Annotated in this window: 12 protein-coding genes; 6 read left to right on the top strand and 6 right to left on the bottom strand. The window is 76.3% G+C overall.

Features of this window, described 5'->3' with window-relative positions:
* Positions 1–317: 317 nt before the first annotated feature.
* From ACIQVD_RS13780 to ACIQVD_RS13770, 3 genes are all read right to left on the bottom strand, one after another.
* A complete protein-coding gene (locus tag ACIQVD_RS13780) occupies positions 318–3,143 on the bottom strand; it encodes a cellulose binding domain-containing protein (protein ID WP_402288848.1) in 2,826 nt (941 codons plus the stop codon).
* Between the two features lie 284 nt (positions 3,144–3,427).
* Entirely contained in the window at positions 3,428–4,507 is a 1,080-nt protein-coding gene (locus tag ACIQVD_RS13775) for a LacI family DNA-binding transcriptional regulator (RefSeq protein ID WP_400685884.1), read from the bottom strand.
* Between the two features lie 219 nt (positions 4,508–4,726).
* On the bottom strand, positions 4,727–5,683 hold the full coding sequence (locus ACIQVD_RS13770; RefSeq protein WP_402288845.1) for an alpha/beta fold hydrolase: 957 nt from the start codon (positions 5,681–5,683) through the stop codon (positions 4,727–4,729).
* A 168-nt stretch (positions 5,684–5,851) separates the two neighbouring features.
* On the opposite strand from ACIQVD_RS13770, the gene ACIQVD_RS13765 reads away from it, so the two are divergent.
* Complete coding sequence (locus tag ACIQVD_RS13765) at positions 5,852–7,888, top strand: BTAD domain-containing putative transcriptional regulator (RefSeq protein ID WP_402288843.1); 2,037 nt, start codon at positions 5,852–5,854, stop codon at positions 7,886–7,888.
* A 269-nt stretch (positions 7,889–8,157) separates the two neighbouring features.
* The gene (locus ACIQVD_RS13760) at positions 8,158–9,849 is read left to right on the top strand and encodes a PP2C family protein-serine/threonine phosphatase (protein ID WP_400685878.1); all 1,692 of its coding nucleotides are present in this window, start codon (positions 8,158–8,160) and stop codon (positions 9,847–9,849) included.
* 82 nt (positions 9,850–9,931) lie between these two features.
* On the opposite strand, the gene ACIQVD_RS13755 is transcribed toward ACIQVD_RS13760, so the two are convergent.
* Positions 9,932–10,795, bottom strand: coding sequence for a universal stress protein (locus ACIQVD_RS13755; RefSeq protein ID WP_400685876.1), 864 nt, complete (start codon positions 10,793–10,795; stop codon positions 9,932–9,934).
* 329 nt (positions 10,796–11,124) lie between these two features.
* On the opposite strand from ACIQVD_RS13755, the gene ACIQVD_RS13750 reads away from it, so the two are divergent.
* The 3 genes from ACIQVD_RS13750 (at position 11,125) to ACIQVD_RS13740 (ending at position 14,823) form a co-directional block, all read left to right on the top strand.
* Positions 11,125–11,778: a pyridoxamine 5'-phosphate oxidase family protein gene (locus ACIQVD_RS13750; protein ID WP_402288839.1), complete on the top strand. Its 654-nt coding sequence runs from the start codon at positions 11,125–11,127 to the stop codon at positions 11,776–11,778.
* Between the two features lie 253 nt (positions 11,779–12,031).
* Positions 12,032–14,251 (top strand): NADP-dependent isocitrate dehydrogenase, encoded by a 2,220-nt coding sequence (locus ACIQVD_RS13745; protein WP_400685872.1) that lies wholly within the window; start codon positions 12,032–12,034, stop codon positions 14,249–14,251.
* Between the two features lie 101 nt (positions 14,252–14,352).
* A complete protein-coding gene (locus ACIQVD_RS13740; RefSeq protein ID WP_400685870.1) occupies positions 14,353–14,823 on the top strand; it encodes an NUDIX hydrolase in 471 nt (156 codons plus the stop codon).
* A 41-nt stretch (positions 14,824–14,864) separates the two neighbouring features.
* Here ACIQVD_RS13740 and ACIQVD_RS13735 read toward each other — a convergent pair whose 3' ends face one another.
* Positions 14,865–15,401 carry a GNAT family N-acetyltransferase gene (locus tag ACIQVD_RS13735; RefSeq protein ID WP_400685867.1) on the bottom strand — a complete coding sequence of 179 codons (537 nt, stop codon included), beginning with the start codon at positions 15,399–15,401 and terminating at the stop codon, positions 14,865–14,867.
* Between the two features lie 98 nt (positions 15,402–15,499).
* Positions 15,500–15,928, bottom strand: coding sequence for a GNAT family N-acetyltransferase (locus tag ACIQVD_RS13730; protein WP_402288835.1), 429 nt, complete (start codon positions 15,926–15,928; stop codon positions 15,500–15,502).
* A gap of 183 nt (positions 15,929–16,111) precedes the next feature.
* On the opposite strand from ACIQVD_RS13730, the gene ACIQVD_RS13725 reads away from it, so the two are divergent.
* Positions 16,112–17,272, top strand: a complete 1,161-nt coding sequence (locus tag ACIQVD_RS13725) for an FAD-dependent oxidoreductase (protein WP_402288833.1) — start codon at positions 16,112–16,114, stop codon at positions 17,270–17,272.
* Positions 17,273–17,375 lie beyond the last annotated feature (103 nt).

The raw sequence follows: 17,375 nt of genomic DNA, 5'->3' as shown, positions 1-17,375 counted from the left end.
GTGGAATCTCCTTCGGGAAGCGGACGGGAGAGACGGCCGGGGCAGGGGTGGGACACCGCCCGGACACGGCCGCCCCACCCGCCGGCGGGCCCGAAGCGGTGCCCGCCATTCCTGAATACTCGCATGCCCGATCGATTATTAAACGGGGCGAGCGTGACGTGACCGGATCGCGCGCTTCCTGTGAACGGTGCGTCCGGAATCCGTCAGTGGGACTGCCGGTGCGCGGGGTGGGCCCGGGCACGACGGAGCCCGGGGCGCCTCCTCCGTGAGGAGGACGCCCCGGGCTCCGGGCGCGGGGTGGTCGGTCTGCCGGTGCGTCAGCCGGTCTTCACGGCGCACGCGGCGCCGTTCAGGGTGAACGCGGTGGGGGCGGTGTTCGCGGTGCTCCAGCTGCCGTTGAAGCCGAAGGAGACCGAACTCCCCGGGGCGATCGCCCTGTTGTAGCCCGCGTCGGTGACGGTCACCTTCGCGCCGCTCTGCGCGACACCGCCGTTCCACAGCGAGGTGACGCTCTGGCCGCTCGGGAAGGTCCACGCCACCGTCCAGCCGTTGACCGGCGCGGTGCCCCTGTTCGCGACCGTCACGTTGGCGCCGAAGCCGCCGCCCCACTGGCTGCTCACCGCGTAGGTGACCTCGCAGGAGGAGGTGCCGCTGCTCGGCGAGGAGGACGGCGACGGGGACGGGGAGGTGGAGGGGGACGGCGACGGGGACGAGGAGGTGGAGGGGGACGGGGAGGCGGAGGTGGAGGCGGACGGGGAGGGCGAAACGCCGCCCGCCGTGTCGCCGTACAGGACGCCCCGGCCGTTGGTGCCGACGTAGACCCGGCCGTAGATCCGCGGGTCGCCGGTGATCGCGCCGCCGGTCCAACCCCACTGGTGGGCGTCGTCGTTGATCCGGACCCAGCTCGCGCCCGCGTCGTCCGAGCGGAACAGGCCGCGCACGCCGCCGATCTTCGCGGAGGTGTACATCGCCGGGTGGGTCCGGCCGGGGGCGGCCTTGCCGAAGCCGATGTTGTCGGCCTGGTCGACGCCCGCCTGCTTGGCGAAGGTCGCGCCGCCGTCGGTGGAGTGCCACAGGCCGTAGCTGGTGGTGGCGGTGCCGCCGGCCAGCCAGACGTCGCCCCTGGTGCCCGGGACGGCCTTGAAGCGCACCGACTCGGCGGGCAGGCCGCTCGCCTTGGCGGTGAAGGTGGCGCCCGCGTCGGTGGAGACGTAGAAGGTGCCGCCGGACCAGCCGTAGAAGGTCTTCGGGTCGACCCGGTCGGCCTGCACGCTCGCGCCCGCCGGGATGCCGGTGGCGGCCGTCCAGGAGTTGCCCGTCCCGGCGGAGCGGTACACGCCGGTGCCCTTCGGGCTCCACACGGTGGCCGAGCCGTCCGCCGCGAGGGCGACCTGCCCGCCGCCGGTCACGCCGGCCGGCTCGGCGGAGGCGGCGAACCAGTGGGAGCCGCCGTCCGTCGAGTAGCCGATGTGCTTCTCGGTCGAACCGGACGCGGTCTCGCCGACCCGCACCATGGTGGCCGGCGCGGCCTCGGCGAAGTCCATCGAGGTGCCGGAGGTCAGGTCCGGCTGGGCGAAGGTCTGCGACGGGACCTTCGTCGGGTCGTCGTGCCGGAAGCCGCCGAGGTCGCTCAGCGAGCTGAGCAGCGGCGCGCCGGTCGGCGGCGAGATCAGCTCGTTGGCGGCGGTCTCCTCGATGCCCTTGACCACCGGGGTGATGGTGAGCTTGGCGCCCTTGTCGAAGTCGGTCAGGTTGGAGGAGCCGTACAGCGTCGCGCCGGTGCCGTACAGCATCCGGTCGGAGTCGAACGGGTCGATCTCCAGGGCCTCGGTCATCCAGCCGAGCTTCGGCGCCTCCTCCGGCGCGGAGGCGTTCGCGTGGAAGGTCAGCCACGGCACCGCGGAGACGTCCATGGTGTACCGGTCGACCCGGTTCGGGTAGCCGTCGTACGACCAGAACGGCTTCCAGGTCGCGCCCGAGTCGGTCGAGCGCCAGATCTGGGTGTCCGGCCACCACGAGCTGTAGCCCGTCACCATCAGCACGTTCGGGTGCCGGCGGTCGACGGTCAGGCCCGAGTAGCCGAAGTAGTTGTCGCTGCTGTTCGAGGACGGCACCGGGCTGACGTTCGTCCAGGCGCCGGTGCCCGTCGCGTACTTCCACACGTCGCCGTGCGCGCCGTCGTACGGGCCGCCGGTGTCCGAGTACGAGACGAACAGGTTGCCGCCGGACGCGTCCAGCACCGCCTTGTGCGGGACGAAGCCGGTCGGCTGGCCGCCGATCCTGGTCCAGGTCGCCCCGCCGTCGTCCGAGCGGTAGACGCTGTTCTGCTGGTCCGCGACGCCGACGAACACCGTCCTGGTGACGCCGTTGACGGTGCCGCTGCCCTGGTCGAACACCTCCCACAGGATGCCCAGCGGGTCGTTCTGGTAGCCGGAGGTGTCGGTCGGGTCCGGCGCGTACGTGCCGGTCACCGGGAAGGTGCTGACCCGCGACCAGGTCACGCCGTAGTCGGCGCTGCGCCACAGCCCCTTGCCGCTCGGCGCGCCGAACCAGAGCACCGCGTCGTTGTTCGGGTCGATGGTGAGGCGCTCGCCCATGCCGCGGCCCGGCATGTTGCCGCCGATCTTGAACGGGAGGGTGGTGCGCTGCCAGGTCCTCCCCTGGTCGGAGGAGCGCAGGATCGCGCCGTTCGCCGGGTCCCAGCTGTTGGTGTAGGTGCCCGCCGCGACGTACACCCGCTTCGGGTCCCTGGCGTCGGTGGCCAGGCTGGCCACCCCGGTCAGGCCCCAGTCGTCCCAGCCCAGCGAGTCCAGCAGCGGGATCCACTGCTTGGTCGCCGGGTCCTGCCGGTACGCGCCGCCGATGTCGGTGCGGGCGTACACCAGGCCCTGCTGCCCCTGGTTGAACACGATGCCCGGGATGAACCCGCCACCGCCGATCTGCACGTTGTTCCAGCTGTACGGCTGGCTCCCGACGGCCGCCGCGCCCGTCGGCTCGGCGGCACTGGCGGTCGGCCGGGGCAGCACCGCGGTCGCCACGCAGGCGGCGAAGGCGGCGACGGCGGCCACCACCGCCAGCACCGGCCGGCGTCCGCGCACCGGGGGCCGCGAGGCGGCCCGGCGCTCCGGGGGGACAGGGGTCATGGGGGCTCTCCTCGGTCACGGGTGCGGAGGACCAGAAAAGCCGCCCGGTCCGCCCGGCCGACAGCGGCCGGGTTCCGCACGGGGGTGAAACCGCAGGTCGGTGCCGCGCCCGCGGTGGAAGTTACATCGGCTCCAGGGCCGACCGGCGCCCCGGGAACCGGCCCTGACGGAGCGTCGCGCACCTGCGGCGGGCCGCGTTCGACAGCCGTTCGACGGCCCGCCGCCGGCCCGTACGCGTCCCCGCCGCCCGGACGGCCTCCACCGGGCGGCGGACGGGACCCCGGTCAGCAGGACTGGCGCACCACCAGGTGGGTCGGCAGCACCACGGAGCGGCCCGGCGCCGCGTCCTGGAGCAGCTCCACCGCGCGGGCGCCCAGGTCCTCCACCGGCTGGCGGACGGTGGTCAGGCCGGGCCGGGAGGTCGCGGCGGCCGGGGAGTCGTCGAAGCCGATCACCGCGACGTCGTCCGGCACCCGCCGCCCGAGCCGGCGCAGCGCCCGCAGCGCGCCCACCGCCATCGCGTCCGAGGCGGCGAACACCGCGTCCACGTCCGGGTACTGGTCGAGCAGCCGGAGCATCGCGTGCTCGCCGGAGCGCGACCCGAAGTCGCCGTAGGCCACCGCGCAGCGGGCCGGGTCGCCCCGGTCGGCCAGCGCCCGCCGGTAGCCGGCCAGCCGGTCGGCGCCCGCGGCGGTGTCCGGCGGCCCGGCGATGGTGGCGATCCGCCGCCGCCCGGCCCGGTGCAGCAGGTGGACGGCGGCGCGGGCACCGCTCAGGTTGTCGGCGTCCACGTGCGCCAGGCGCTGCGACTGCGGCGGCCGGCCCAGCGACACCACCGGCACGCCCGCGGCCTGCACCAGCCCGGGCAGCGCGGGGTCGCCCCACCGCCCGACCAGCAGCACGCCGTCCACGTGCCCGCCGCACAGGTAGCGCACCAGCGACGGCCGGGCCGGCCCGGGGCCCGCCGTCAGCACCACCAGCTCCCGGTCCGGGACGACGCGCTGCGCGCCCGCCAGCAGCCGCACCGGGAACGGGTCGGCGTGGAAGCGCAGCACGTCCGCGAACGCCACCACGGCGATCGCCCCGGTGTCCCGGGCCGTCGCGGCGGGTGCCCGCCGGCGGACGTAGCTCAACTCGCGGGCCGCGCGCTCGACGCGGGCGGCGACCTCGGCGGACACCGGCGCGGACCGGTTCAGCACCCGGGACGCGGTGGCGCTCGACACGCCCGCGCGGGCCGCGACCTGGGCCAGCGTCGGGCCGGGGGACGCGCTCGGCGCCCCGTCCGGCCCGGAGATCGGGAACGGGACGGCGCGACCCGGCTGGCGGGTGGCGCCGATCGGCTGGGGGAGCGGGTGAACGGGCAACGCGGTCGCCCTTCCTGGCACGGGGTGGGGGAGCCCATGGCCACCCGCCCGGGGCCATCGGTGTCCGCACCGTAGGGTCCTGGTCGGTGGACCGTCAAGAGCTCCGACACGACCTTCTCCCCGCCCCGCCCGAGCCGGGCCCCGCTCCCCACCCGCCCCCGCCCGAAACCTCCCTGACGCACCGTCGGAACATCCGGTCCCGAAGGCCACCGCCGACGGTCAGCGGGCCAGCAGCTCCCGGACGGCCGCCGTGATCTCGTCGGGGGACTCCTCGGCCATGAAGTGGCCCGCGCGGGTCAGGCGGTGGTCCAGGTCGGGGGCCCAGGCGCGCCAGACTCCGGCGGCGTCGTAGCCCAACTGCGCGCCCCAGTCCTGCTGGACGACGGTGACGGGCACGGCCAGCTGCGACCCGGCGTCCAGGTCGGCCCGGTCGTGCAGCACGTCGATGCCCGCGGAGGCGCGGTAGTCCGCGACGATCGAGGGGACCGCGGCGGCGCTCGCGCGGAGGTACTCGGCGCGGACCCGCGGGGGCAGGGCGGCCGGGTCGTTCGCCCAGGTGTCGAGGAAGGAGCCGAAGAACGCGTCCGCGCTGTTGGCGATCATCGTCTCCGGCAGGCCGGGCGGCTGGGCCATCAGGTACAGGTGGTAGCCGACCGCCGCCGAGGTGCCGTGCAGGACGTCCCACATGTCGAGGGTCGGCACCACGTCGAGGATGCCCAGGTGGGTGACCGTCCCGGGGTGGTCCAGCCCGGCGCGGAAGGCGACCAGCGCGCCCCGGTCGTGCCCCACCAGCGCGAACCGCCGGTGGCCGAGCGCCGCCGCCAGCGCCACCACGTCGGCGGCCATCGTGCGCTTCGCGTACACCTCGGGGCCGGTGGCCGCGGGCTTCCCGCTGGCGCCGTAGCCCCGCAGGTCGGGGCAGATCACCGTGTGCTCGGCGGCGAGCCGCCCGGCGACGTGCCGCCACATCAGGCGGGTCTGCGGGAAACCGTGCAGCAGCACCACCGGGCTGCCGCTGCCGCCCACCCACGCGGCCAGCTCCACCCCGTCCGCACCTGGCAGCCGGACGTCCTCGAAGTCCTCGAAGTCCTCGAAGCCCTCGAAGCTCTCGAAACCTGCGGGGCCTGCTGCGGGACCGGGCGTGCCGGACGTGCCACCGGATGTCAGGGACGTCATGACAGGGACCTCTTCCTCGGACCGGGTTCCCCGGATCGGGAACCGACCGCACCAGCCTCGGCGACGCCGATCAGCAACCGATCAGCATCCGGATCGGCGACCGCCCGGCCACGCCGCAGCCCCCGCCGCCCCCGCCGTCCGCGCGCCGCTCCGGGGCAGGATGGGGCCATGCGAATCGACGTGCTCGGTTCCGTCCGGGCCCGGCGCGCGGACGGGACCCCGGTGGGACTGGGCGGCCCCCGCCACCGCGAAGTGCTGGCCCGGCTGGTGGCCGCCGAGGGGCGGATGGTCCCCACCGACACCCTGGTCGACGCGCTGTGGGACGACCCGCCGCCCCGCGCCGTCGGCGCCCTGCGGACCTTCGTCGCCGCCCTGCGCCGGGCCCTCGAACCCGACCGGCCGCCCCGCACCCCGCCGCGCCTGCTGGTCACCGAGGGCCCCGGCTACGCCCTGCGCCTGCCCCGGGCGGACGTCGACGCCCACCGCTTCCAGGACGTCCTCGCCCGCGCCCGGCACGACCCCGCCGCCGCGCCCGAACTCACCGCCGCGCTCGCCGACTGGCGCGGCCCCGCCTACGCCGACCTGCCCGACCGGCCGTGGGCCCGGCGCGAGCGGACCAGACTGGAGGAACTGCGGCTGGACGCGATCGAACTGCGCGCCCGCCTGCTCCTCGACGCGGCCCCGACCGCCACGGACGACACCCGGGCGAGCAGCACCCCCGACCCCGCCCCCGACACCGCCCCAGCCCCCACCCCGACCGCCCAACTCGCCGCCCTCGCCGCCGAACTGGGCGCCCACGTCGACGAGCACCCCTGGCGCGAACCGGCCTGGGCCCTGCTCGCCCGGGCCCTGCACCGGGCCGGGCGGCAGGCCGACGCGCTGGCCGCCCTGCGCCGCGCCCGCACCCTGCTCGGCGAGCGGCTCGGCCTGGACCCGGGCGCGGAACTCCAGCGCCTGGAGGCGGACATCCTCACCGGCGCCGCCCCGTACGGGCAGCCGCCCGCCGCCTGGAGCGTGCCCGGCGGCCGGCTCGGCCCGCGCACCACCGTCGACCTCGCCCGCACCCTCTCGCTCGCGGGCGGCGACGCCCTGCTGCACGCCCGCCGCGACCGCCTCGCCGCGATCCACGCGGCCGAACGCACCGGCGACGCCGAGCTGACCGCCCGGGTCATCGGCGCCTACGACGTCCCCGCGCTGTGGAGCCGCGCCGACGACGCCGAACAGTCCCGCGCCGTGGTCGAGGCCGCCGAACGGACCCTCGCCGCGCTCGGCCCGGCCGCCCCCGACGCGCTGGCCGCCCGGCTGCTGGCCACCGTCGCGGTCGAGAGCCGCAGCGCCGACCTGACGCCCGACCGGCTGCGCCGCGCCGGGCGGGCCGCCCGGCGGGCCGAGTCGCTGGCCCGCGGCCTGGGCGACCCCGCGCTGCTGGCGTTCGCCCTCAACGGGGTCTTCCTGCAGTCCTTCGGCCGCCCCGGCCTGGCCCCCGACCGGGACCGCACCGGCGCCGAGATCCTCGACTTGGCCACCCGGCACGACCTGCCGCACTTCGCCGTCCTCGGCCGACTCGTCCGCCTCCAGTCCGCCTCCGCGCTCGGCGACCTGGACGCCGCCGCCGCGCACGCCCGGGCCGCCGAACGGCTCGCCGCCAGCACCGAGGCGCCCCTGGTCGGCGTCCTCACCGGCTGGTTCCGGGCCCGGGCCGCGGCCGACCGCAGCACCCACCCCGGCGGGCCGACCGCCGCCGAGGCCGCCGCCCGCTACCGGGACGCCGAAGCGACCCTGCGCACCGCCGGGATGCCCGGCCTGCGGCGCGGCCTGCTCCCGCTCGCCCTGCTCGGCCTGCGCCTGCTGCACGACCGGCCCGCCCCCACCGACCCGCGCCTGGACTGGGGCCCGTACCTGCCCTGGGCGCGCCCGCTGCTGCTGCACGCCCAGGGCCGCCGGACGGAGGCCGCCGCCGCGCTCGCCGCCCTGCCCGACCCCCCGTCCGACCACCTCCAGGAAGCCCTGTGGTGCCTGACCGCCCGCGCCGCCGCCCTGCTCGGACAGCCCGCCCCCGCGGCCCGGGCCGCCCGGGCCCTGCACGCCGCCTCCGCCGAACACGCCGGAGCCGCCAGCGGCCTGCTGACCCTGGGCCCGGTGGCCCGCTACCTGGCCGAGGCCCGCGCCTGCGTCGGGGGGAGCGGAGGGAGCGGGGAGGCATAGGGAGAACGGGGCGGGCTCCGTCCGCGGCGGAGTCGTCGAACGCCGCGCACCGCCGACCGCCCTCGCTGCGCCCTCGCCCGAGGTGACGCGGCCCCGGCCGCCCCAGCCCGCCGGAGACCGCCGGAGACCGCCGGAGACCCCCGGAGACGGGGGCGCCGGCCCCCGGCGGCCCGGCCCGCCCCGCGGCTCACCCGTCCGGTCCGCCGAGGTCGCCGCCCGGCCGGGCCGCCGGAAAAGTGGCGGAGAACGCCGACCGGAGAGGGGCTGCCGTGTACGGGCGACCGCAGCGGGCCGATTGGGGCGAGGCCCTGCGCCGCACCGTCGAGCGGCTGCGCGAGGAGCAGAGCCGGGCCGCGCCCGCCGAGCCGTCCGGGCCGCCGCCGGTCGTCCCGGACGCCGCGCTCGACCCGGACCTGGCCCGCCCGCCGGACCGCGACCTGCACCACCTGCTGGACGCCCTCCCGCAGGCCGCGGTGCTGGCCGAGCCGGTGCTCGACGCGGCGGGCGACGTCCGCGACCTCGCCGCGGTGATCGTCAACGAGGCCGTGCTCCGGCACCCGCACCACCCCGGCCAGGCGCACCGGCAGGCCGCCGAGGAGGGGCGCGGCGTCTCGCTGCGCGAGGCGTACCCGGGGCTGTGGAGCGCGGCGTTCGCGGACACCGTCGGCGAGGTGCTGCGCACGGGGCACGCGGCCCGCTCGGTGCCGGTGCGGCGGCGCTACCCGGTGTCCGACGGCGGCACCCGCACCCGCCGCGAGCACGTCACCGCGCACCGGCTGGGCCGGCGGCTGCTGCTGGTGTGGCCCGACGACCGGACCGAGGAGATCGCCCGCGCCGCGCAGCGGATCGCCCGGGTCGGCTGGGCCGAGTGGGACCTGCACGAGGACCGGCTGGACGTCTCGCCCGGCCTGGCCGTCCTGCTCGGCCTGCCCCCCGACACCGCCGCCCTCCCCCCGGGCCGGGCGCTGCGCCGGGTCACCGAGACCGCCCGTCCCGCCCTGTACCGCGAGCTCGACCGGCTGCTGGCCACCGGCGAGGACATCGACGTGCTGACCGAGCTGTACGGGCCCGGCCGGCCGCGCCGGGTCCGGCTGGTGGCCGAGGCGGTGCGCGAGGACGGCGGGCCGATCGAGGGCCTGCGGGTGGTGCTCCAGGACGTCACCGAACTGTGGGAGAGCCGGCGGCGGCTGCGCGAGCAGCAGGAGGAGACCGAGCGCCAGGCCCGCCGCGCCGACACCGAGCACTACGTGGTGCAGCGCCTCCAGGAGGCGCTGCAACCGCGCTCCGCGGCCCTGGTCGGGACCGGCGTCAGCACCGCGGTGGCCTACCGCCCGGCCGAGGGCGGGGTCGGCGGCGACTGGTTCAAGGTCCGTCAACTCCCGGACGGCCAGGTGCTGTTGGCGGTCGGCGACGCGCGCGGGCACGGCCTGGACGCGGTCGCCCTGATGTCGATGCTGCGGCACGCGCTGGCCGGACTGGCGTTCACCGGCGCGCTGGTCGAGTCCCTGGGCGGCTGGCTCAACCGGATCGCCTGCGACGAGGGCGACGAGGCCACCGCCACCGCGATCGTCTCCCGCTACTACCCCCACCGGCGCCTGCTGCGCTGGATCTGCGCCGGTCACCCCCCGCCGGTCCTGCTGCGCGACGGCCGGGCCGCCCCGATGACCCCCGAGACCGGCCCGCCGCTGGGCGTGCTGCCCGACGTCTCCTACCGGGCGGTGGAGACCTACGTCCGCCCCGGTGACACCGTCCTGCTGTACACCGACGGCCTGATCGAGCGCCGCGACCAGGACATCGACGCCCGCCTCGCCGCGCTCTGCGCGGCCGTCCACCGGCACGCCACCGAGGACTGCGCGACCGGACCGGACCTCCAGGAACTGGTGGACGCCGTGGTGCGCGACATGTCCGGCCCGCTGTCGGAGGACGACGCGACGCTGCTGGCCTTCCGCTTCGACCGCTGAGCCGCTGAGCCGCTGAGCCGCGGGGGCGCGGGGGCGCTGGGGGCTCAGCGGCCGGGGCGGCCGGGGCCGGTGGCCGCGGGGGTCAGTCGTGCGGTATCACCGCGACCGGGGCCTGCGCGTGGTGGATCACCGCGTGGGCCACCGAGCCGAGCTTGCTGCCCAGGCCCAGGGTGCGCCGGCGGCGGCCGACCACCACCAGGTCCGACTGCTCGGACGCCTCGACCAGGGCCGCCGCGCCGCCACCGGTGCGGACGTCCTCCAGCACCAGCGTGCGCGGGTACTTCTCCCGCCACGGGGCGACCGCCTCGGCGACCATGCCGACCGCCAGCGCGCCCAGCTCCTGCTGCTCGGTCTCGACCGGGATCCACCCGGCGTACCCGTAGGCCGGCGGCAGCTCCCAGCCGTGCACCACCCGTACCCGGGCGCCGCGCAGCCGGGCCGCCTCGAAGGCGAACTCCAGGACGGCGTCGTTCGGTTCGAGCGCGTCCAGGCCGACGGTGACCTCCGGCTCGTGCCGCTCGGGCTCCGGCCCGCCCTCGCGGACCAGCACCACCGGCGCCGCCGAGCGGCCCGCCACGCCCAGGCTGACCGAGCCGACCAGCAGCCCGCGGAAGCCGCCCAGCCCGCGGGTGCCGATCACCAGCAGCTCCCCCTGCTCGGCGGCGGCGGTCAGCCCGTCGACCGCGGCGTCCGGCACCAGCTCGCCGGAGACCTCCAGGCCCGGGTACGCGGCGGTCAGCTCCCGGGCGACGTCGTCCAGCATCGCCCGCCCGCCGCCCTCCAGGTCCCCGGTCCCGACCCGGCCGTCGGACGTGCGGCCCAGGTACGGCCAGGCGTGCAGCAGCCGCAGCGGCGCACCCCGGCGGCCGGCCTCCTGGGCGGCCCAGTGCGCGGCGGCGCGGCTGCGGACGGACGCATCGACTGCGGCGAGAACGGGACGAGTCATGGCAGTGCCTTCCCTGTACGAATCCCCGTGGGCCCCCATCGCCCGGCACCGGGGTCGTGGCCCACTCTGCTCCGGCCCGGCCGGGCCCGCCAGGGCCGGCGGGCCCGGCCGCCCGGGGCCGTTGGTCCCGGGCCCGCCCCCGCACCCGCGCCCCGGCGCCCCCGCACCCCGGCGCTCCGGCGGCGAAGACAGGTCCAAGGCCCCTGCCGGGCCGGGCCCGGGTCGCGGACCATGGGGGTACCGGCCGGACGCAGTACGCAGTACCAGGCGCCGGGAGCAACCCGTCCCGCGCACCGGCCCGGACCGACGATCCACGGGAGGTGACCGGAGTGACCACCGACCACGCGGCTCCGACCGCGCTCGCCCGCCGCTTCGCCGACCGCCTCGCCGACCTCGGACTCACCGAGGCGCAGGCAGCCGCACGGGCCGGCATGTCGACGGCGTACCTGCACCGCGTCCTGGAACTCGGGCCCGACTTCGACCCGCTCGCGCTGCTCCGGCTGGCCGCCGTCCTCGGCCTGGAGTACGAGGAGCTGGTGGCCGGCCGCCCCGCCGAACGGGTGAGCCGTCCGGCCGGCCCCGTGCTGGTCGGACCGCCCGTCCTGGGCGAGCTCGACGTCGCCGAGTGCTGGCGGCGCCTGGGCGCCAACGGCCTGGGCCGGATCGCCCGCACCGGCCCGGACGGCCCCGTGGTGCGCCCCGTCGGCTACCTGGTGCACGGCCGCACCGTCCTCTACCGCACCGCCGAGCACGGCCCGCTGGCCCCCGGGGCGGGCGGCGACGCCGCGTTCGAGGTGGACCGCGCCGACGGTGACCTGCGCGAGGGCTGGAGCGTGCTGATGGTCGGCCCGCTCGAGTACGTCACCGAACCGGCCCTGCTCGCCGAACTGCCCCGGCCCGCCGGACACGGCCGCTGGGTGCGGCTGACCCCGACCACCGTCACCGGGCGGAGCATCCGGACGGCCGCCGCCCCCGGGAGCTGAGCCCGCGGGCGCGGGCCGGCGCGCCCCGTTCCACGCGGTCGTCTTCGGCGGGACGGCCCGCAACCTCACCGCCCGCGCCGAGGCGACCGCGACCGAGGCGACCGCGGCCGGGACCTCCCGTGCCGACGCCGCCGACCCGGGCGCCGCCCGGACCGGGTCGGAGTGACCGCCGGTCGGGGGGTTGGTTGCGGAGATCCCCCCGGGACGAGATATCTTGACGTCAAGACGTTCAGACGTGGAAGCTGGAGCTACGGTGACTGACTCGACCATCATCTACACCCACACGGACGAGGCCCCCGCCCTCGCCACGTACTCGTTCCTGCCGGTCGTCCAGGCGTACGCCGCCACCGCCGGTGTGAGCGTGGAGACCCGCGACATCTCGCTGGCCGGTCGGATCATCGCCGTCTTCCCGGAGTACCTCCAGGAGGACCAGCGCATCGCGGACGCCCTCACCGAGCTGGGCGAGCTGGCCAAGACCCCCGGCGCCAACATCATCAAGCTGCCGAACATCTCGGCCTCCATCCCGCAGCTCAAGGCCGCCGTCGCCGAGCTCCAGGCCCAGGGCTACGCGCTGCCCGACTACCCGGACGAGCCGAAGACCGACGAGGAGCGCGACATCCGCGCCCGCTACGACAAGGTCAAGGGCTCCGCCGTCAACCCGGTGCTGCGCGAGGGCAACTCCGACCGCCGCGCCCCGCTGTCGGTCAAGAACTACGCCAAGACCCACCCGCACCGGATGGGCGCCTGGTCGGCCGACTCCAAGACCAACGTCGCCACCATGGGCGTCGACGACTTCCGCTCCACCGAGAAGTCCACCGTGATCGCCGCCGACGGCGCGCTGCGCATCGAGCTGGTCGCCGAGGACGGCACCGTCACCGTGCTGCGCGAGAAGGTCCCGGTGCTGGCCGGCGAGGTGGTCGACGCCTCCGTGATGCGGGCCGCCGCGCTCAACGAGTTCCTGGCCGCGCAGGTCGCCCGGGCCAAGGCCGAGGGCGTGCTGTTCTCGGTGCACCTCAAGGCCACCATGATGAAGGTCTCCGACCCGATCCTGTTCGGCCACGTGGTGCGCGCCTTCTTCCCGAAGACCTTCGCCGCGTTCGGCACCGACCTGGCCGCCGCGGGCCTCAACCCGAACAACGGCCTCGGCGGCATCCTGGCCGGTCTGGACAAGCTCCCCAACGGCGCCGAGATCAAGGCCTCCTTCGACGCCGAGATCGCCGACGGCCCGGCCCTGGCCATGGTCGACTCCGACAAGGGCATCACCAACCTGCACGTCCCCAGCGACGTCATCGTGGACGCCTCGATGCCGGCCATGATCCGCACCTCCGGCCACATGTGGGGCCCGGACGGCAAGGAGGCCGACACCCTGGCCGTCCTGCCCGACAGCTCCTACGCGGGCGTCTACCAGGCCGTCATCGAGGACTGCCGCGCCCACGGCGCCCTCGACCCGGCCACCATCGGCTCCGTCCCGAACGTCGGCCTGATGGCCCAGGCCGCCGAGGAGTACGGCAGCCACGACAAGACCTTCGAGATCGGCGCCGCCGGCACCGTCCGCCTGGTCGACGCGAACGGCGAGACCGTCCTGGAGCAGGCCGTCCAGCCCGGCGACGTCTTCCGCGCCTGCCAGACCAAGGACCTGCCGATCCAGGACTGGGTCAAGCTGGCCGTCACCCGCGCCCGCGCCACCGGCGACCCGGCCGTGTTCTGGCTGGACGCCGAGCGCGCCCACGACGCCGTGCTGATCGAGAAGGTCAAGACGTACCTGCCCGAGCACGACACCGAGGGCCTGGACATCCGGGTGCTCTCCCCGGTCGAGGCCACCAAGCTCTCGCTGGAGCGCATCCGCCGCGGCGAGAACACCATCTCGGTCACCGGCAACGTGCTGCGCGACTACCTCACCGACCTGTTCCCGATCCTGGAGCTGGGCACCAGCGCCAAGATGCTGTCGGTCGTCCCGCTGATGGCGGGCGGCGGCCTGTTCGAGACCGGCGCCGGCGGCTCCGCCCCGAAGCACGTCCAGCAGCTGGTCAAGGAGAACTACCTGCGCTGGGACTCGCTCGGCGAGTTCTTCGCGCTGGCCGCCTCCTTCGAGCACCTGGCCGGCACCACCGGCAACGCCGGCGCCAAGGTCCTCGCCGACACCCTGGACCGCGCCACCGGCACCTTCCTCAACGAGGACAAGTCGCCCTCGCGCCGCCTCGGCGGCATCGACAACCGCGGCAGCCACTTCTACCTGGCCCTGTACTGGGCCCAGGAGCTGGCCGCCCAGACCGAGGACGCCGCGCTGGCCGCCGCGTTCGCCCCGCTCGCCGCGACCCTGGCCGAGCAGGAGCAGGCCATCGTCGACGAGCTGATCGCCGTCCAGGGCCAGCCCGTCGAGCTCGGCGGCTACTACCAGCCCGACCCGGCCAAGGCCGCCGCCGTGATGCGCCCGTCGAAGACCCTCAACGACGCGCTCGCCACGCTGGCCTGACGCTCCGTCGGACCGCCCGGACGCCGTCGCGCACCGCCCTCCGGGGCGGGGCGCGGCGGCGTTCCGCGCTCCCCGGGCGGGCGCGCACTACAGTGCCCGGTATGCCCACCCCGCACTTCATCCTGGACCTGCGCGAACACGTCGGCCACGGCCCGCTCTGGCTCTCCGGCATCACCGCGGTGGTGGTCGAGGACGGCCGCATCCTGCTCAACCGCCGCTCCGACACCGGCCGTTGGGCCCTGCTGCACGGCATCGTCGAACCGGGCGAGCAGCCCGCCGACACCGTGGTCCGCGAGGTGCGGGAGGAGACCGGCGTCACCGTCCGCCCCGAGCGGATCACCAGCGTCCTCACCCTGCCCGCCTTCGCCTGCGCCAACGGCGACCGCGTCCAGTACCTGGACCTCGCCTTCCGCTGCCGCCCGCTGTCCGGCGAGGCCACCGTCAACGACGACGAGTCCCTCGCCGTCGCCTGGTTCCCCCTCGACGCCCTCCCCCCGCTGGCCCCCAACGACACCCTCCTCCTGGAGAAGGCCCTCACCGACCACCCCGCCCCCTGGTTCGCCCTGGGCTGATCGCGTCAACTCCGTTGCCGCGCACGGCTGCCGGGGGAGGGTCAGCGCGGGTGGCGGACGCCGAACCACTGTTCGGCGCCGTACTCGTGGAAGCGTTCGACCTCGGTGAAGCCGAGGCGTCGGGCGACGCGGAGGGAGGGGGTGTTGGCGGTCCGGGCGGAGAGGACGACGGGTTCGCCGGGGAGGGCGGTGGCCAGCCAGTCGAGGGCGGCGGTGGCGGCTTCGGTGGCGTAGCCGTGGCCCCAGGCGTGCGGGAGGAAGAGGTAGCCGAGTTCGCGTTCGCCGCCCTCGGGGCGCAGGTGGCCCGGGCGTTCGGGGCCGCGCGGGTCGAGTGTGACCAGGCCGATCATCGCGCCGTCCAGGTCGACCACCAGCAGGCCGGGGCGGCCCCGGGGGACGTCGGGCAGGGTGCGTTCGAACTCCTCGCGCGGGCGGGCGCCGCCGATGTGGGTGCCGACCTCGGGGGAGGTGAACAGCTCGACGATCGCGGGCCGGTCGCCGGGCAGCGGCTCGCGCAGCAGCAGGCGGGCGGTCCGGATCGGGGCGGGCGGCCAGGGCAGCGCCGGGGCTTCGGTCATGCCCGTCAACGTATCGTGCACGGCCGATGTCCGGTCAAGGGGCGGCCGGGCCGCGGTGCGGGCGGTGCCGACGGGTCGTCAGGGGACGTCAGGGGACGTCAGGGGGCGTCCAGGTCGCGGCGCCAGGCGACCTCGGTGGCCAGCGAGCCGTCCGCGAGGTACCGGCGGACCTGCGGGGCGCCGGCGAGGGCGGCGGCGGCCTCCGGGACGGGCACCTCGCGGAAGCCCATGTGCTGCCAGAAGGAGCCCGTGTCGGTGGAGAACAGGTAGACCCGGCGGATGCCGCCGGCGGTGGCCTCGGCGAGGACGTCCTCGACCAGGCGGCGTCCGGCCCCGTGGCCGCGCCGGTCCGGGCGGACGGCGACGCTGCGCAACAGGGCGGCCGGCCGGGCGAGTTCCAGGGCGGCGCTGGCGATCGGCCCGTTGGCGTCGCGGGTGGTCCACAGCAGGGTGTCAGGGTCGTCCAGGCCGTGCGGGTCGAGTCCCTGGGCGTGCAGGAAAGCGGTGATGTCGGGGGCAGTGGTCACCGAGCGGGGTCCTTCCGGTGCGTGCAGTGGCCGGGGCGGCGGTGGGAACGGTACCCGAGGGCTGTTACGCAGAGTGACGCGCCGCCGTGTCGCGCGTGTGAACCCTGCGTGCCGAACTTGTTCGTCACGAACGTGTTCGTTACGCTCGAAGGGCAGCCACCGGACGAACCCGAGGAGCCCGCCGTGACCACCACCGCCCACCACGCCACCGGCCGCACCGCCCACCACCCCCTCGCCGTCCTGGGCGGCGGCCTCGGCGGCCTCACCCTGGCCCGGGTCCTGCACGTGCACGGCATCCCCGCCGCCGTCTTCGACCTCGAACCCGACGCCGCCGCCCGCACCCAGGGCGGCATGCTCGACATCCACCACGACTCCGGCCAGCCCGCGCTCGAGGCCGCCGGGCTGCACGAGGACTTCCGGCGGATCGTCCACCCCGGCGGCCAGGCCCTGCGCCTGCTCGGCCCCGACGCTACCGTCCACCTCGCCGAGGAGGACGACGGCGCCGGCGGCCGCCCCGAGGTCGACCGCGGCGACCTGCGCGACCTGCTGCTCTCCGCGCTGCCCGCCGGCGCCGTGCACTGGGGCCGCAAGGCGGTGGACGTCCGGGCGCTCGGCGACGGCCGCCACCGGGTCGAGTTCGCCGACGGCGGCGCGATCACCACCGACCTGCTGGTCGGCGCGGACGGCGCCTGGTCCAAGGTCCGCCCGCTGCTCTCCGACGCCCGGCCCGCCTACACCGGCGTCTCCTTCGTCGAGGCCGACCTGCACGACGCCGCCCGCCGCCACCCCGGCGCCGCCGCCCTGGTCGGCGGCGGGATGTTCATGGCCCTCGGCGGCGGGCGCGGCTTCCTCGGCCACCTGGAGTCCGACGGCAGCATCCACGTCTACGCCGCCGTCCGCGCCGACGAGAACTGGCCGCCCGCCGCCGGGCCGGCCGCGCTCCGCGAGGCCGCGCTCGCCGCCTTCGACGGCTGGAGCGAGCGGCTGCGCGCCCTGCTCGCCGACGCCGACGGGGAGTTGACGCTGCGCCGGATCCACGCGCTGCCGGTCGGCCACCGCTGGGAGCGCCGCCCCGGCGTCACCCTGCTCGGCGACGCCGCGCACCTGATGTCCCCGTTCGCGGGCGAGGGCGCCAACCTCGCCATGCAGGACGGCGCCGAGCTCGGCCTCGCCCTGGCCGCCCGCCCCAGCGACCCGGAGGCCGCCCTGGACGCCTACGAGCAGGCCATGTTCGCCCGCGCCGAAGCCTCCGCCGTCGAGTCCGCCGCCAGCCTGGAGCTGATGTTCGGTCCCGACCCGGTCGCCGGGATGCTCGCCATGTTCGCGGGGGCCGTCGAGGAGTGAACGCCGGCCCGGCCGCGGCGGGTGCGGGGCTCCGCGGAAGCTCCCGCGGAGCCTTCAGAAGGTAAACGTTGTAGCGGAGTTCGAAGCCGAACGCGTCCAACTT

Source organism: Kitasatospora sp. NPDC090308, assembly GCF_044769485.1.
In the GTDB taxonomy this organism is placed as follows: domain Bacteria; phylum Actinomycetota; class Actinomycetes; order Streptomycetales; family Streptomycetaceae; genus Kitasatospora; species Kitasatospora fiedleri.
Note: the sequence above shows the minus strand (reverse complement) of the source record. Positions and strands in the feature narration are given on the sequence as shown.

Excerpts from the sequence above, each read along its gene's own strand:
- ACIQVD_RS13770 (WP_402288845.1), bottom strand. The coding sequence starts at position 5,683 with ATGACGTCCCTGACATCCGGTGGCACGTCCGGCACGCCCGGTCCCGCA.
- ACIQVD_RS13780 (WP_402288848.1), bottom strand. The coding sequence starts at position 3,143 with ATGACCCCTGTCCCCCCGGAGCGCCGGGCCGCCTCGCGGCCCCCGGTG.
- ACIQVD_RS13755 (WP_400685876.1), bottom strand. The coding sequence starts at position 10,795 with ATGACTCGTCCCGTTCTCGCCGCAGTCGATGCGTCCGTCCGCAGCCGC.
- ACIQVD_RS13740 (WP_400685870.1), top strand. The coding sequence starts at position 14,353 with ATGCCCACCCCGCACTTCATCCTGGACCTGCGCGAACACGTCGGCCAC.
- ACIQVD_RS13765 (WP_402288843.1), top strand. The coding sequence starts at position 5,852 with ATGCGAATCGACGTGCTCGGTTCCGTCCGGGCCCGGCGCGCGGACGGG.
- ACIQVD_RS13735 (WP_400685867.1), bottom strand. The coding sequence starts at position 15,401 with ATGACCGAAGCCCCGGCGCTGCCCTGGCCGCCCGCCCCGATCCGGACC.